Raw genomic sequence first — 13,239 nt, forward strand, 5'->3', positions numbered from 1 at the left:
GCTCGGCCGGAGACGCAGGGACCATGACCCAGGACAAGAAGAAAAAACTGCTCATCATCGAGGCTCGTTTTTACGACGACCTCGCCGACGCCCTGCTGGAAGGTGCCAAGACGGCGCTCGATGAAGCCGGCGCCGCATATGAGGTGGTTACGGTGCCCGGCGCGCTCGAAATTCCGGCGGTGATTTCCTTCGCGCTCGACGCCGAGGACGATGAGGGCGAGGGCTATGATGGTTTCGTCGCCCTCGGCACCGTCATTCGCGGCGAGACCTACCATTTCGAGATCGTCGCCAATGAATCGGCGCGCGCTTTGATGGACCTGTCGGTGCAGGAATCGATCTGCATCGGCAACGGCATCCTCACCACCGAGAACGAGGAGCAGGCATGGGCGCGCGCGCGTCGCAGCGAAGGCGACAAGGGCGGCTTTGCCGCGCGCGCGGCACTGACCATGATCGCGGTTCGCGATCGGCTTGGAGCTGAACGTTCGTGACGGAACCTGCTGACAAGACCCCGCAGATGCGGCATGCCAACAAGCGCGGCGCGGCGCGCCTCGCCGCCGTGCAGGCGCTCTACCAGATGGATGTCGCCGGCAGCGGGCTGCTGGAAATCACGGCCGAATACGAGGCCTTCCGGCTCGGCAAGGAAGTCGATGGCGCGCTCTACCGCGAGGCGGACGCGCAATGGTTCCGGGCCATCCTGGCCGGCGTGGTGGAGAAGCAGAAGACGCTCGATCCGATCATCCGCCAGGCGCTGACCGAGGACTGGCCGCTGTCGCGGCTCGATTCCACGCTGCGCGCCATTCTGCGCGCCGGCACCTATGAGCTGATGATGCGCGCCGATGTTCCGGTCGCCGTGATCGTCTCGGAATATGTCGACATCGCCAAGGCATTCTATGAAGAAGACGAGCCCAAGCTCGTCAATGCAGTGCTCGACCGCATTTCCCGCCGCGTGCGCGGCGAAGGACGAGGCAAGGGCAAGGAGGCTTCATGAGCGCATCGGGACAGGCAGCCACCGGCGCGCAGACGCCCGCCATCGAGCGGGAGGCACGCCGGACAGCGCTGATCCTGGCCGCCGCTCAGGCCATCGTCGGTTCGGCAGCGCCGATCTGCTTCGCGCTCGGCGCGCTTGCCGGCCACTACCTTCTGGGTCTCGACAAGTCCCTCGCGACCGCCCCGCTGACGGGCTTCAATGTCGGTGTCGCGGTCGGTGCGCTGCCGGCAGCGGCGATCGTGCGCCGGCTCGGCCAGCGCGACGGCTTCCTGACCGGAACCGGCCTGACGGCGCTTGGCGGCCTGATCGCCACCATCGCATTGTTCCAGTCCAGCTTCTGGATATTCGCATTCGGCCTGCTCGTGGTCGGCTTCGGCAGCGCATTCGTGCAGCAGTTCCGCTTTGCCGCCGCCGACAACGCGCCGCCGGCCTTCAAGGCCCGCGCCATCTCCTTCGTGCTGGCGGGCGGCGTGTTCACCGCCATGATCGGCCCCCAGGTGGTGATCTTCACCAAGGACCTGCTCGAACCGGTGATGTTCGCGGGGGCCTTCGCCGCGCTGATCGTGCTTGCGGGCATCGGTGCGCTGGTTCTTGCCCAATTGCGCCCGCGTCCTCTCGTCGAGAAGGCGCATGAGGCCGTGTCGAGCGGACGGCCACTGACCGAGATCATCGCAAAGCCGCGTTTCATCACGGCCCTGACCTGCGCCGTCGGTTCCTATGCGATGATGACCTTCGTGATGACCGGCGCGCCGCTGGCCATGGTCGGCTGCGGTTTCACCTCGGACGAGGCGACGCTCGGCATTTCCTGGCACGTGATGGCGATGTTCGCGCCGAGCTTCTTCACCGGCAGACTCATCAGCCGGTTCGGCGCGCCGACCATCGTTGCCATCGGCTTTGCGCTGCTCATCGGTTGCGGCCTCGTGGCGCTGTCCGGCATCCAGCTCTGGCAGTTCTGGACGGCCCTGATTTTGCTCGGCCTTGGCTGGAACTTCGGTTTCATCGGCTCCACCGCCATCGTGGCCGAATGCTACACGCCGGAAGAGAAGGGCAAGGTGCAGGGCTTCCACGATTTCGTGCTGTTCACCAGCGTCGCCTTCGCTTCGCTGATGTCGGGCGCGGTCTACAATGCCTGGGGCTGGGACATGCTCGCCTGGATACTGTTCCCGCTTTCGGGCCTGTGTCTCGTCATGCTCGTCCTGCAAACCATTGCCGACCGTCGCCACCGCGCGGCGTGATCTGCCCGACCGGGATCTGAAAAAGGGCTGACGATTCCGTCCTTTTGCGGCGCGAAATGATACTTTCGGGCGAAACCGGGGCAAAAGCTCAACAATATCTTGACCTTGGCAGCCGGTTTCGCCTAAGCCGCTACATTAGGTCGCACTGCACAATGCAGTTCGGTCTGGTTGCAACGGCCCGGGGAGAGGGGTTCTTGCGGGCCATCATGTGAGGAAAATCCGGCAATGACCATGCTTTATGTCGTCATCGCCTGCGGCCTGCTTTCTGTCCTTTACGCCATCTGGGCGACTCAGTCGGTGCTTGCCGCCGACCAGGGCAACGCACGCATGCAGGAAATCTCCGCGGCCATCCGCGAGGGCGCGCAGGCTTACCTGACCCGCCAATACACCACCATCGCCATCGTCGGCGTCGTCGTCTTCGTGCTTGCGTGGTGGCTGTTATCCGCGACCGCCGCGTTCGGTTTCCTGATCGGTGCCGTGCTTTCGGGCGCCGCGGGCTTCATCGGCATGCATGTGTCGGTCCGGGCCAATGTGCGCACCGCGCAGGCGGCCTCCAACAGCCTGGCCGCCGGCCTCGACATCGCCTTCAAGTCCGGCGCGATCACCGGCCTTCTGGTTGCCGGCCTCGCGCTGCTCGGCGTGTCGGTCTACTACTGGATACTCACCGGGCCGCTCGGCCATGCCCCGGCCAGCCGCGATGTGGTCGATGCGCTGGTGGCGCTCGGCTTCGGCGCGTCGCTGATCTCCATCTTCGCCCGTCTCGGCGGCGGCATCTTCACCAAGGGGGCGGATGTCGGCGGCGATCTGGTCGGCAAGGTGGAAGCCGGTATTCCCGAGGACGATCCGCGCAACCCGGCCACCATCGCCGACAATGTCGGCGACAATGTCGGCGACTGCGCCGGCATGGCCGCCGACCTGTTCGAGACTTATGCCGTCACGGTCGTGGCGACCATGGTGCTCGCCGCCATCTTCTTCGGCAATGCGCCCAATCTCGGCGAGATGATGCTTTATCCGCTGGTCATCTGCGGCGCCTGCATCATCACCTCCATCGCCGGCACCTTCTTCGTCAAGCTGGGCTCCAACGGCTCGATCATGGGCGCGCTCTACAAGGGCCTGATCGTTACCGGCCTGCTGTCGATCGTCGGCCTGGCCATCGCCAACCAGCTGACCATCGGCTGGGGCGAGGTCGGCACCGTCAGCGGCATGGTCATTACCGGCGGCAATCTGTTCGCGTGCGGCCTGATCGGCCTGCTGGTGACGGCGCTGATCGTGGTGATCACCGAATACTACACCGGCACCAACAAGCGCCCGGTGAACTCCATCGCCCAGGCCTCGGTGACCGGCCACGGCACCAACGTCATCCAGGGCCTTGCGGTATCGCTGGAATCGACGGCGCTGCCGGCCATCGTCATCGTCGGCGGCATCATCGCCACCTTCCAGCTTGCCGGCCTCTTCGGCACGGCGATCGCGGTGACGACCATGCTCGGCCTTGCCGGCATGATCGTTGCGCTCGACGCCTTCGGCCCGGTGACCGACAATGCCGGCGGCATCGCCGAAATGTCGGGCCTGCCCAAGGAGGTGCGCCAGTCCACCGACGCCCTCGACGCCGTCGGCAACACCACCAAGGCGGTGACCAAGGGCTACGCCATCGGCTCGGCCGGCCTCGGCGCGCTGGTGCTGTTCGCGGCCTATTCGAACGACCTGCAATATTTCGCGGCCAATGCCGACCAGTATCCCTACTTCTCGGACCTCGGCACGGTTTCGTTCGACCTCTCGAACCCCTATGTGGTGGCCGGCCTCATCTTCGGCGGCCTGATCCCGTACCTGTTCGGCGGCATCGCCATGACGGCGGTCGGCCGTGCGGCGGGCTCGATCGTGGAGGAGGTGCGCAAGCAGTTCCGCGAGGATCCCGGCATCATGCAGGGCACCTCGAAGCCGAACTATGCGCGCGCCGTCGATCTGCTGACGAAGGCGGCGATCAAGGAAATGATCATTCCTTCGCTGCTGCCGGTGCTGGCGCCGCTGGTGGTTTATTTCGGCGTGCTGCTGATCTCGGGTTCCAAGGCTTCGGCCTTTGCCGCGCTCGGGGCCTCGCTGCTCGGCGTCATCGTCAACGGCCTGTTCGTGGCCGTGTCGATGACTTCCGGCGGCGGCGCCTGGGACAACGCCAAGAAGTCGTTCGAGGACGGCTTCACCGACAAGGACGGCGTCAAGCACCTCAAGGGTTCCGAAGCGCACAAGGCATCGGTGACCGGCGATACGGTCGGCGATCCCTACAAGGATACGGCCGGCCCGGCCGTCAATCCGGCGATCAAGATTACCAACATCGTCGCCCTGCTGCTGCTGGCGGTTCTGGCGCACGGCTGATTCGGCCTTCCGGCTGTCATCCCGGAAAAAAACCCGCGGGGAGCGATCTCCGCGGGTTTTTTGTGAAAGAACCGAAATCCGGCATCGGATCGTTCCGATGCCCGGGCGCAGCGGTCGCGTGCGATCAGTTGCCGGAGCCGCCGATCATGCTGCCGACCTGGCCGGGGTTGAGCTTGCCGGCGCCGCTGATGACCTGGGCGAGGAAGTTCTGGTCCTTGCCGGCGGTCGGGGTGGTGCGGCTGATGAAGTCGAACACCTTGCCGTCCTTCAAGCCGTAGTTGGCAATGTTGCTGACACGGCCGTCATCGCCGAAATAGACGGCAAGCACGCTCTGCTCCACCACCTTGGCGTTGGCGAAGGCGACCGGCCGCTTTCGGGTCTGGGAGATGTAGTAGAACACTTCATTGTCGAAGGTGGCGGTGGTGGAGGGCGTTCCCAGCGCCAGCAGCACCTGCTCGCGGCTGGAGCCGACCGGCACCATGTCCAGCGACTGCTGGTCGACGACATACCCCTGATGCAGCGTTTCGCCGGGGTTGAGGTCGCCGATCATCTTCGAACTGTTGCAGGCCGAAAGCACGGCGGCGACAGCCAGCAGCGATGCGAGCCCGGCAGGGCGCGACGAAAATGTCGACTTGAATCTCTTCACGCGCAACGACAACTCCATCCAATCAGCCTTGCACGCCCGCTTGCGCGAGGCCGCAAAAGCGGTAAACCAGCTTAGCCGCCGATGCAACAAGGCCATCCAAACAAGGGTCCCCGGGAGACCGTCTTTTCCATGTTCAAGCGTCTGTTCGGCGCCAAGCGCCAGGCAAATCGCGAAATCACCGACGCGCTCTACGGGGAAATCGTGGCAGCGGCGCGGCAGCCGCACTTCTATTCGCACTGGAACGTGCCGGATACGCCGCTTGGCCGCTTCGAGATGCTGTCCCTGCACATGTTCCTTCTCCAGCACCGCCTGCATGGCACGGAAGGGATGGCGCAGGAGGTCGCGCAGGTTCTCATCGACGAGTTCTTCCTCGATGTCGACCATTCGTTGCGTGAGCTTGGGATCAGCGATGTCGGGGTGCCGAAGCGCATGAAACGCCTGGCCAAGATGTATTACGGCCGCACCGCAGCCTATGCCGATGCACTGGAGAGGCGGGACGACGAGGCGCTGGTGGCCGCGCTGGGGCGCAACATCCGCCCGGATGAGGAATGGGCCGAATCGCGACGGCTCGCCGCCTATGTGAAAACGGCCGTCGCGGGCCTTGCCGCACAGCCCGCCGAGGCCATCTGCGCCGGCAAGCTGCAGTTCCCACGTGCGGGCGAGGAAGGACAATGAGATGAAAGACACAGAAGAAAAAAGCCCCGTTTCCTTCCCGGTGCATGTCGCGCGCCTGCCGCAGAAGGGCCTGCCGGTGGTCATCGAGGCCGACGAAGCACAGCGCAAGGCGCTGGCCGAGGCGCATGGGCTGCTTTCGGTCGACAGCTACAGGGCCGAAATGCTGGTCACGGCCTGGAAGCGCAATGGCGTGAAGGTTTCCGGACATGTCGCCGCCGATATCACGCAGGCATGCGTGGTGACCCTGGAGCCGCTCAAGGCTCATATTGACGAAGCGGTCGAAGGCCTTTTCCTGCCGCAGGATTCGAAACTCGCCCGGCTGGAGCAGCAGGGAGAAATGGTGCTGGATGCGGACGGGCCAGACAGCCCCGAGACGTTCACCGGCGACACCATCGATGCCGGCGCCCTGGCGGAAGAATTTTTCGGGCTGGCCATCGATCCCTATCCGCGCAAGCCGGGCGTCACGCTGGAGGCTTCCGGCTCGGACGAGCCGGAAGAAAACGAGTTCCGCAAAAAATTGCGTGGCCTTCTCGGAAAAGACTGAAAGCCGGGCCATATCGCAAAAGCCAGTTGTGTGGCCGAGCAAAAACGCTATTTTCGCCAAAAATTCCGGCCAGCGAACAAACCTGCCCGACAACCAATAGTGAGATAGGGACGGCGTGATCAGAATTTCGATCGATGCGATGGGCGGTGATCATGGCGCAAGCGTGGTGATCCCCGCCCTGGCGACTGTCGCGGCCCGGCGTCCGGACATCAAGTTCATCATCTATGGTCGTGAAGACGCGGTTCGCCCCGAACTCGCGAAATTTCCCACGCTGGCTGCGGCGAGCGAGTTCGTCCATTGCGAGGTTGCCGTCCAGATGGACGATAAGCCGAGCCAGGCGCTGCGCCACGGGCGCGGCACCTCGTCGATGTGGAACGCCATCGAGGCGGTGAAGAACGGGCAGGCGGATGCCTGCATCTCGGCCGGCAATACCGGTGCGCTGATGGCGATGGCCAAGTTCTGCCTGCGCACCATGGCCAATGTCGACCGTCCGGCCATTGCCGCGATCTGGCCCAATGTGCGGGCCGAAAGCGTGGTGCTGGACGTGGGCGCGACAATTGGCGGCGACGCCCAGCAATTGGTCGATTTCGCCATATTGGGCACCGGCATGGCGCGTGCCCTGTTCGGCATAGAACGCCCGACGGTCGGCCTGCTCAATGTCGGCGTCGAGGAGGTCAAGGGCCAGGAGGAGGTCAAGGAGGCCGGGCGCATGCTGCGCGAGGCCGGGCTCTCCTCGCTCGACTATCGCGGTTTCGTCGAGGGCGACGACATCGGCAAGGGCACGGTCGACGTGGTGGTCACCGAAGGCTTTTCCGGCAATATCGCGCTCAAGACGGCCGAAGGCACCGCGCGCCAGATTGCCGGCTATCTCAGGGCCGCCATGGGGCGCTCCCTGCTGTCGCGCATCGGTTATATTCTGGCCAAGGGCGCGTTCGACCAGTTGCGCGAGAAAATGGATGTCAGCCGTTCCAATGGCGGTGTGTTCCTGGGCCTCAACGGCATCGTGGTGAAAAGCCATGGCGGTGCCGATTCGGCCGGATTTGCAGCGGCCGTGGAGCTTGGTTATGACATGGTCCGCAACAGGCTGCTGGAGCGTGTCCAGGCCGACATAGATCTGTTCCATGCCCACAACCCGCAAAGCCAGGCGACCGAGACCAGCAAACCCGTCGTCGAGACCGACGAAGAAGGATAGGTAGACCTTGATCAGATCAGTCGTGCGCGGCATCGGTTCGGCCTTGCCCCGTCGCATCATGAAGAACGCCGAGTTCGAGGGCATGGTGGAAACCTCGGACGAATGGATCGTACAGCGCACCGGCATCCGTCAGCGCCATATCGCGGCCGAGGACGAAACCACTGCTTCGCTGGGCGAGGCTGCGGCGCGCGCCGCTCTTGCCCATGCCGGACTGACGCCGGACGACATCGATTTGATCGTGCTGGCCACCTCCACGCCCAACAACACCTTTCCCGCCACCGCCGTCGAGATCCAGAACCGGCTTGGCATGCATCACGGTTTCGCCTTCGACATGCAGGCGGTGTGCTCGGGCTTCGTCTACGCCGTCACCACGGCGGATACCTATATTCGCTGCGGGCTTTCCAGGCGGGCGCTGGTCATCGGCTCGGAAACCTTCTCGCGTCTGCTCGACTGGGACGACCGCTCGACCTGCGTCCTGTTCGGCGACGGTGCCGGCGCGATCGTCCTGGAGGCCGGCGAAGGCGAGGGCACGATTGCCGATCGCGGCGTGCTGGCCGCGGCGCTGCGCTCGGACGGGCAGCACAAGGAAAAGCTCTATGTCGACGGCGGCGTCTCGACCACCGGCACCGTCGGGCACCTGAAGATGGAGGGCCGCGAGGTCTTCAAGCATGCGGTCGGCATGATCACTGACGTGATCGAGGCGACCTTCGCGCAGGCTGGAATCACCGCCGAGGACCTCGACTGGTTCGTGCCGCACCAGGCCAACAAGCGCATTATCGACGCTTCCGCCAAGAAACTTGGCATTGCCGAGGAAAAGGTGGTGATCACCGTCGATCGGCACGGCAACACGTCGGCCGCCTCGGTGCCGCTGGCGCTTTCCGTCGCGGTGGCCGATGGCCGCATCAAGCGCGGCGACCTCGTGCTTCTGGAGGCGATGGGCGGGGGCTTCACCTGGGGCGCGGTGTTGCTGCGCTGGTAGCGGTCATGCAACCCTGTCCAAACGGTCTTGACCTTTACGGATCAATTACTTAGGCTCCGCCGTCGTTTCTTGTGATCATTGTTTTAACGGATTGGACGGACGCATGGGGGGAAAGACGCTTACGCGCGCCGATCTTGCCGAGGCTGTTTACCGCAAGGTGGGCCTGTCGAGGACGGAGTCTGCCGAACTGGTCGAGGCGGTCCTCAACGAGATCTGCGAAGCCATCGTGCGCGGCGAGACCGTGAAACTGTCCTCCTTCGCCACCTTCCAGGTGCGCTCGAAGAACGAGCGCATCGGGCGCAATCCCAAGACCGGCGAGGAAGTGCCGATCCTGCCGCGCCGGGTGATGACCTTCAAGGCCTCCAACGTGCTGAAGAACCGCATCCTGCGCTCCCACCAGAACCGGGAAAAGAGCGGCAAGTAGCTTTTTTGCCTGCAAAAGTTCCGGACAGATGCGCCCGTCTTTTCGTCGGGCTTGAATGTTGATCCATAAACGGTTGGAATGAAGTCCGGTTCAGGTGCCGGCCGGTGAATCGATTCGGGCCGGCCGCCTGACAGCGGGACACGCCGCCTTTGCCTTTGCGCCCCGCTTGCTTGACGCATTTTCGTGAGGATCGGCCATGGAAAAGAGCCCCGACGCCTTTCGCACCATCAGCGAAGTCGCGGAAGAACTCGACCTGCCGCAGCATGTGCTGCGTTTCTGGGAAACCCGCTTCACGCAGATCAAGCCGATGAAGCGCGGCGGCGGGCGTCGTTACTACCGGCCGCAGGATGTCGAGCTCATCAAGGGCATCCGGCACATGCTCTATGACCAGGGCTATACCATCAAGGGCGTTCAAAAGCTGCTGCGCGAGAACGGCAACCAGTTCCTGGTGGCGATCGGCAACGGCGATCTGGCCGCCGTCGAGGCCATCGCCCAGCGCAAGCAGACCGAGGCCGTGGAGCTCACGCCCGCCTCGCAGCCGCGCCCGGGCGAGGAGGAGCAGCTGGTCGGCCAGCCCAAGGCCAAGCCGAGCCGCCGGTTCTTCGGGCTCGGCAAGGCCGATGACGACGGGCCGGTGCAGGCCGATGGCGGCCGGCTTTCGCGCGACAACCGGGCGCTTTTGCAGGAGGCGCTGTTCGACCTTCTGGAATGCAAACGCCTGCTGGACCAGGTGCGCTGACAGCGGAAACAGCGGCCGCCGCTCCATCGGAACAAATCACGACGAGGGTCGTTGTCCTTCTTTCCAGTTTTCAGAAAGAAGGAAACAGCATGGCGTCTTTCTCGTCCCTTTCCGACATGGACCTCGAAAAGCAGGTTGCGCAGCTTTCGAAGGAGCTGACTTCGCTGAAGAAGCAGCTCTCGAAGCGCGGCAATCGCTATTACGATGAAGGCCGCGAGGCGCTTTCCGACTATCGCGACACGATCTCGGACTATTATGACGAGATTTCCGGCCGCATCGGCGAACATCTTCCCGATCTGCGCAAGAGGGCCCGGGCTATCGAGCACAGCGCCCGCGAGCATCCGGCGACCACGGCGGCCGTAGGCCTGATCGTGCTTGGGCTGGTCGCTTCGCTTTTGCTTTCCAGGCGATGAAATCATCGTTCCGGCCGCTTCGGCGGCCGGACCTGCCTTCTTCGATCATAAAGAGAAAAATGGTCGGAGTGGCGGGATTCGAACCCACGACCCCTTGACCCCCAGTCAAGTGCGCTACCGGGCTGCGCTACACTCCGAACCGGGGGAAGCCTTATATTCTGCGCACTTGCGGCGCAAGGGCTAAAACGCCTTTCACGAACACAAGCCCATCATTTGCGGTGAATTGTAGCTTTCCGTGGCGCCATGGCGCCGGGAAGCCCCAGCCTGTGCCTCTTGTCGCGAGAGGCCGGGAATCGGCTGCGTGCATATCTTGTGATTTTGTGGCTTTCCGGCACGAATTTATAGTGGCGGCAGGAGGGGCTTTGACTTCGGGAGGAATGTTATGGCGAGGAAATATATCGACTGCCGCGAATTCCCGAGTGAGATGAAGTGCACGGTTGCCATTTCGGCCGATGGTGAAGACGAATTGATAGAGGCCGCTGTGCAACATGCGATTTCGGTGCATGGGGAGCATGATACTCCTGAGTTCCGCTCCGAAATCAGAAAGGCGATCCACGAAGGCGCGCCTGCCGCCTGAAACTGGTCCCGTATTTGAGCCCTTCGCCCGGTTCCGGCCGGGCGAAGGGCTTTATGGCAGCCGCTTCCTGGTCCGCATCATCCCAGGCGGGACAGACTTTCTATTTCATGCCCATTTGCAGGCGTGGCGTGAAACGAATGTTGCGAATCTCGCTTTTCATCGTTTCGTCCCGGTGGTTCAGCAGCGCTATCACGCGAACGAAGCGGGTTCCCGGCTGGAACTGGCTGTGGACGTCGTTGCCTTCGCCGCCGACGGTTCCAGACAAGGGCGCCCAGCCTCGTGCGGCGACGAGGTAATAGTCGTCCGCCGCAACGTAGCGATTGGGAGTGGGCTTCGAGGACAGGCGCCTGCCGTCCTTGTCGTAGGCAACCACTCCCAGATAGGTCCTGGCGCCTTTCCGATCGTCGCCCTTGGCGGCAAGGCTGCGCACCTCGGCCGAAAGATCGTAGGTGAGGGAGGGGTCGACCGGTATCAGCTGCGAGGTGACGGTGGTGGGTCCGTTGCCGGACAGAGGCGCCGCTTCGCCGGTGACCGTAGGGACCTGCCCGGCATCATTGGTGTGGGCATCGGCATCCGCTGTCGCGACCAGCCAGCCCCCTTGCATGGCGCCGAGGCTGACCATGCCGATGACGGCAAGAACGGAAACTATGATGCGCCCGTAGATTTTGGCGGCGCTGATGAATGCTCTGTCTTGCATCAGGGGCTGGCTGCTTTCGGTCCGCTATAGGGGTTGGCGGCGTATGCGGGGTAAGATCGCCTTGCCGGGCAAAGACCTTGACCGGAAAATGTGGCGACTCTCCGGACATGGCCTTCAAAGGCCGGCTGGATGATCGCGGGCAGCAATCTCAATAGGCGTTCTCGGTGTTGAGCAGGCGGATCGGCGTCAGCAGCAGGATCCTCAGATCGAACAGCAACGACCAGTTCTCGATATAGTAGAGATCGTATTCGGTGCGCATGCGGATCTTCTCATTGGTGTCCATCTCGCCGCGCCAGCCATTGATCTGAGCCCAGCCGGTGACCCCCGGCTTGACCTTGTGGCGGGCGAAGTAGCCATCCACGACCTCGGCATAGAGCAGATTGTGGGACTGGGCGGCCACCGCATGCGGTCGCGGCCCCACCAGCGACAGTGATCCGAACAGGGCGTTGAAGAACTGCGGCAGCTCGTCGATCGAGGTTTTGCGGATGAAGCGGCCGACACGCGTCACCCGAGGATCGTCGCGGGTCACGGTTTTCTTCGCAGTCGGGTCCGACTGGTCCGCATACATGGAGCGGAACTTGTAGACCTCGATCTCCTCGTTGTTGAAGCCGTGACGCTTCTGCTTGAACAGGATCGGCCCCTTGGAATCCAGCTTGATGGCGATGGCCGTGGCGACCATGATCGGCGAGAACAGCACGATGCCGATGAGGCTGAAGACGATGTCGAAAGCTCGCTTGGCGACCGAATCCCAATCGTTGATGGGCTTGTCGAAGATGTCGAGCAGCGGTACCGAGCCGATATAGGAGTAGGCGCGTGGCCGGAACTGCAGGGAGCTGGAATGGGCGGACAGGCGGATGTCCACCGGCAGCACCCACAGCTTCTTGAGCAGTTGCAGCACCCGCTGTTCGGCGGTGATCGGCAGGGAGACGATCAGCATGTCGATGCGGGCGATGCGCGCGAATTCGATCAGTTCCGAGACGGTGCCGAGCTTGGGATAGCCGGCGACGAGAGGCGGAGAGCGCTTGTCGTCGCGGTCGTCGAAGATGCCGCAGATGCGGATATCGTTGTAGGGCTGCTGCTCGACGGCGCGGATCAGGTCCTCTGCCGCCTTGCCGCCGCCGACGATGACGGCGCGGCGTTCCATGCGGCCGTTGCGCGCCCATCTGCGGATCAGCCGGGCCATGACGAGGCGCAGCGCAAAGATGGCGACGAAGCCGGCCAGGAACCACATGCCGAACATCAGCCGCGAGAAATCGGCGCTGACCTTGAGCATGAAGCCGGTGAGCGCCATCAGGGCGAAGGTTGCGGCCCACACCAGCAGGATGCGCGAGAAGGTGGCGAAGGGCCGCATCAGCGCCGCTATCTGGTAGCAATCGCTGAATTCCATGAACGTCACGGCGGCCAGCGAGCCGGCGGCGATGACCAGCCAATAGTCGGTGGCCATCTGGTTCGGCGCGACAAGGAACCAGTAAAGCACAACGCCGGATGCCAGCAGAACGGCGAATTCCAGGATACGCAGCGTGCCGCTGACCATCACCGGCGTTATCGTTTCATGGCCGAGCTGGGCGGCAACCTGCCGTGCCATCTCGTTCAGCGCGGCCGGCCGGTCGCTCTCGGTGGAGTCCCTGAGTTTGCGCACGGCTTCCGGCGAGAAGCGGCGTGCCGGATCGATATCGTTCATAGGCAGCCTGTCCAGTCACGGGTTCCATAGCAGGGCGGAGCTAAGAAACCGTTGAGTGGCAGAGTCGAGTTGTCGCTATCGA

At 63.5% G+C, this 13,239-nt stretch carries 15 protein-coding genes and 1 tRNA gene; 12 read left to right on the plus strand and 4 right to left on the minus strand.

Features of this window, described 5'->3' with window-relative positions; translation table 11 throughout:
* The first annotated feature begins 23 nt into the window (after window positions 1–23).
* The 4 genes from ribH (at window position 24) to ABID37_RS01675 (ending at window position 4,590) form a co-directional block, all read left to right on the plus strand.
* A complete protein-coding gene (gene ribH, locus ABID37_RS01660) occupies window positions 24–488 on the plus strand; it encodes a 6,7-dimethyl-8-ribityllumazine synthase (RefSeq protein WP_354192237.1) in 465 nt (154 codons plus the stop codon).
* A complete protein-coding gene (nusB, locus tag ABID37_RS01665; protein ID WP_354192238.1) occupies window positions 485–988 on the plus strand; it encodes a transcription antitermination factor NusB in 504 nt (167 codons plus the stop codon). Before ribH ends, nusB begins: the two co-directional genes overlap by 4 nt.
* On the plus strand, window positions 985–2,223 hold the full coding sequence (locus ABID37_RS01670; protein WP_354192240.1) for an MFS transporter: 1,239 nt from the start codon (window positions 985–987) through the stop codon (window positions 2,221–2,223). The genes nusB and ABID37_RS01670 overlap by 4 nt, the downstream gene beginning before the upstream one ends.
* A gap of 225 nt (window positions 2,224–2,448) precedes the next feature.
* A complete protein-coding gene (locus ABID37_RS01675; protein WP_354192241.1) occupies window positions 2,449–4,590 on the plus strand; it encodes a sodium-translocating pyrophosphatase in 2,142 nt (713 codons plus the stop codon).
* A 124-nt stretch (window positions 4,591–4,714) separates the two neighbouring features.
* Here ABID37_RS01675 and ABID37_RS01680 read toward each other — a convergent pair whose 3' ends face one another.
* On the minus strand, window positions 4,715–5,242 hold the full coding sequence (locus tag ABID37_RS01680; RefSeq protein WP_354192242.1) for an outer membrane protein assembly factor BamE: 528 nt from the start codon (window positions 5,240–5,242) through the stop codon (window positions 4,715–4,717).
* Window positions 5,243–5,365: 123 nt separating this feature from the next.
* On the opposite strand from ABID37_RS01680, the gene ABID37_RS01685 reads away from it, so the two are divergent.
* From ABID37_RS01685 to ABID37_RS01715, 7 genes are all read left to right on the plus strand, one after another.
* A complete protein-coding gene (locus tag ABID37_RS01685; protein WP_354192243.1) occupies window positions 5,366–5,911 on the plus strand; it encodes a ubiquinol-cytochrome C chaperone family protein in 546 nt (181 codons plus the stop codon).
* Between the two features lies 1 nt (window position 5,912).
* Window positions 5,913–6,455, plus strand: a complete 543-nt coding sequence (locus tag ABID37_RS01690) for a YceD family protein (protein ID WP_354192244.1) — start codon at window positions 5,913–5,915, stop codon at window positions 6,453–6,455.
* A 115-nt stretch (window positions 6,456–6,570) separates the two neighbouring features.
* Window positions 6,571–7,647, plus strand: coding sequence for a phosphate acyltransferase PlsX (gene plsX, locus ABID37_RS01695; RefSeq protein ID WP_354192245.1), 1,077 nt, complete (start codon window positions 6,571–6,573; stop codon window positions 7,645–7,647).
* Window positions 7,648–7,654: 7 nt separating this feature from the next.
* Complete coding sequence (locus ABID37_RS01700) at window positions 7,655–8,626, plus strand: beta-ketoacyl-ACP synthase III (RefSeq protein ID WP_354192246.1); 972 nt, start codon at window positions 7,655–7,657, stop codon at window positions 8,624–8,626.
* A gap of 103 nt (window positions 8,627–8,729) precedes the next feature.
* Window positions 8,730–9,050 carry an integration host factor subunit alpha gene (locus tag ABID37_RS01705; protein WP_354192247.1) on the plus strand — a complete coding sequence of 107 codons (321 nt, stop codon included), beginning with the start codon at window positions 8,730–8,732 and terminating at the stop codon, window positions 9,048–9,050.
* A 196-nt stretch (window positions 9,051–9,246) separates the two neighbouring features.
* Window positions 9,247–9,789: a MerR family transcriptional regulator gene (locus ABID37_RS01710; protein ID WP_354192248.1), complete on the plus strand. Its 543-nt coding sequence runs from the start codon at window positions 9,247–9,249 to the stop codon at window positions 9,787–9,789.
* 89 nt (window positions 9,790–9,878) lie between these two features.
* On the plus strand, window positions 9,879–10,202 hold the full coding sequence (locus tag ABID37_RS01715; protein WP_354192249.1) for an ElaB/YgaM/YqjD family protein: 324 nt from the start codon (window positions 9,879–9,881) through the stop codon (window positions 10,200–10,202).
* A 60-nt stretch (window positions 10,203–10,262) separates the two neighbouring features.
* On the opposite strand, the gene ABID37_RS01720 is transcribed toward ABID37_RS01715, so the two are convergent.
* A tRNA-Pro gene (locus ABID37_RS01720) sits at window positions 10,263–10,339 on the minus strand.
* Between the two features lie 245 nt (window positions 10,340–10,584).
* On the opposite strand from ABID37_RS01720, the gene ABID37_RS01725 reads away from it, so the two are divergent.
* Window positions 10,585–10,779 carry a DUF1059 domain-containing protein gene (locus ABID37_RS01725; RefSeq protein WP_354192251.1) on the plus strand — a complete coding sequence of 65 codons (195 nt, stop codon included), beginning with the start codon at window positions 10,585–10,587 and terminating at the stop codon, window positions 10,777–10,779.
* A 100-nt stretch (window positions 10,780–10,879) separates the two neighbouring features.
* Here the strand turns inward: ABID37_RS01725 and ABID37_RS01730 are convergent, their stop codons facing one another.
* Both ABID37_RS01730 and ABID37_RS01735 read right to left on the minus strand, forming a co-directional pair.
* Window positions 10,880–11,476, minus strand: a complete 597-nt coding sequence (locus ABID37_RS01730) for a hypothetical protein (protein ID WP_354192252.1) — start codon at window positions 11,474–11,476, stop codon at window positions 10,880–10,882.
* Between the two features lie 148 nt (window positions 11,477–11,624).
* Window positions 11,625–13,157: an undecaprenyl-phosphate glucose phosphotransferase gene (locus ABID37_RS01735; protein ID WP_354192253.1), complete on the minus strand. Its 1,533-nt coding sequence runs from the start codon at window positions 13,155–13,157 to the stop codon at window positions 11,625–11,627.
* Window positions 13,158–13,239: the final 82 nt, after the last annotated feature.

Origin of the sequence: Aquamicrobium terrae, from assembly GCF_040545735.1 — a bacterium.
In the GTDB taxonomy this organism is placed as follows: Bacteria; Pseudomonadota; Alphaproteobacteria; order Rhizobiales; family Rhizobiaceae; genus Mesorhizobium; species Mesorhizobium terrae_A.

Excerpts from the sequence above, each read along its gene's own strand:
- ribH (WP_354192237.1), top strand. The coding sequence starts at position 24 with ATGACCCAGGACAAGAAGAAAAAACTGCTCATCATCGAGGCTCGTTTT.
- ABID37_RS01670 (WP_354192240.1), top strand. The coding sequence starts at position 985 with ATGAGCGCATCGGGACAGGCAGCCACCGGCGCGCAGACGCCCGCCATC.
- ABID37_RS01675 (WP_354192241.1), top strand. The coding sequence starts at position 2,449 with ATGACCATGCTTTATGTCGTCATCGCCTGCGGCCTGCTTTCTGTCCTT.
- ABID37_RS01685 (WP_354192243.1), top strand. The coding sequence starts at position 5,366 with ATGTTCAAGCGTCTGTTCGGCGCCAAGCGCCAGGCAAATCGCGAAATC.
- ABID37_RS01690 (WP_354192244.1), top strand. The coding sequence starts at position 5,913 with ATGAAAGACACAGAAGAAAAAAGCCCCGTTTCCTTCCCGGTGCATGTC.
- ABID37_RS01705 (WP_354192247.1), top strand. The coding sequence starts at position 8,730 with ATGGGGGGAAAGACGCTTACGCGCGCCGATCTTGCCGAGGCTGTTTAC.
- ABID37_RS01710 (WP_354192248.1), top strand. The coding sequence starts at position 9,247 with ATGGAAAAGAGCCCCGACGCCTTTCGCACCATCAGCGAAGTCGCGGAA.
- ABID37_RS01715 (WP_354192249.1), top strand. The coding sequence starts at position 9,879 with ATGGCGTCTTTCTCGTCCCTTTCCGACATGGACCTCGAAAAGCAGGTT.
- ABID37_RS01725 (WP_354192251.1), top strand. The coding sequence starts at position 10,585 with ATGGCGAGGAAATATATCGACTGCCGCGAATTCCCGAGTGAGATGAAG.
- ABID37_RS01730 (WP_354192252.1), bottom strand. The coding sequence starts at position 11,476 with ATGCAAGACAGAGCATTCATCAGCGCCGCCAAAATCTACGGGCGCATC.
- ABID37_RS01735 (WP_354192253.1), bottom strand. The coding sequence starts at position 13,157 with ATGAACGATATCGATCCGGCACGCCGCTTCTCGCCGGAAGCCGTGCGC.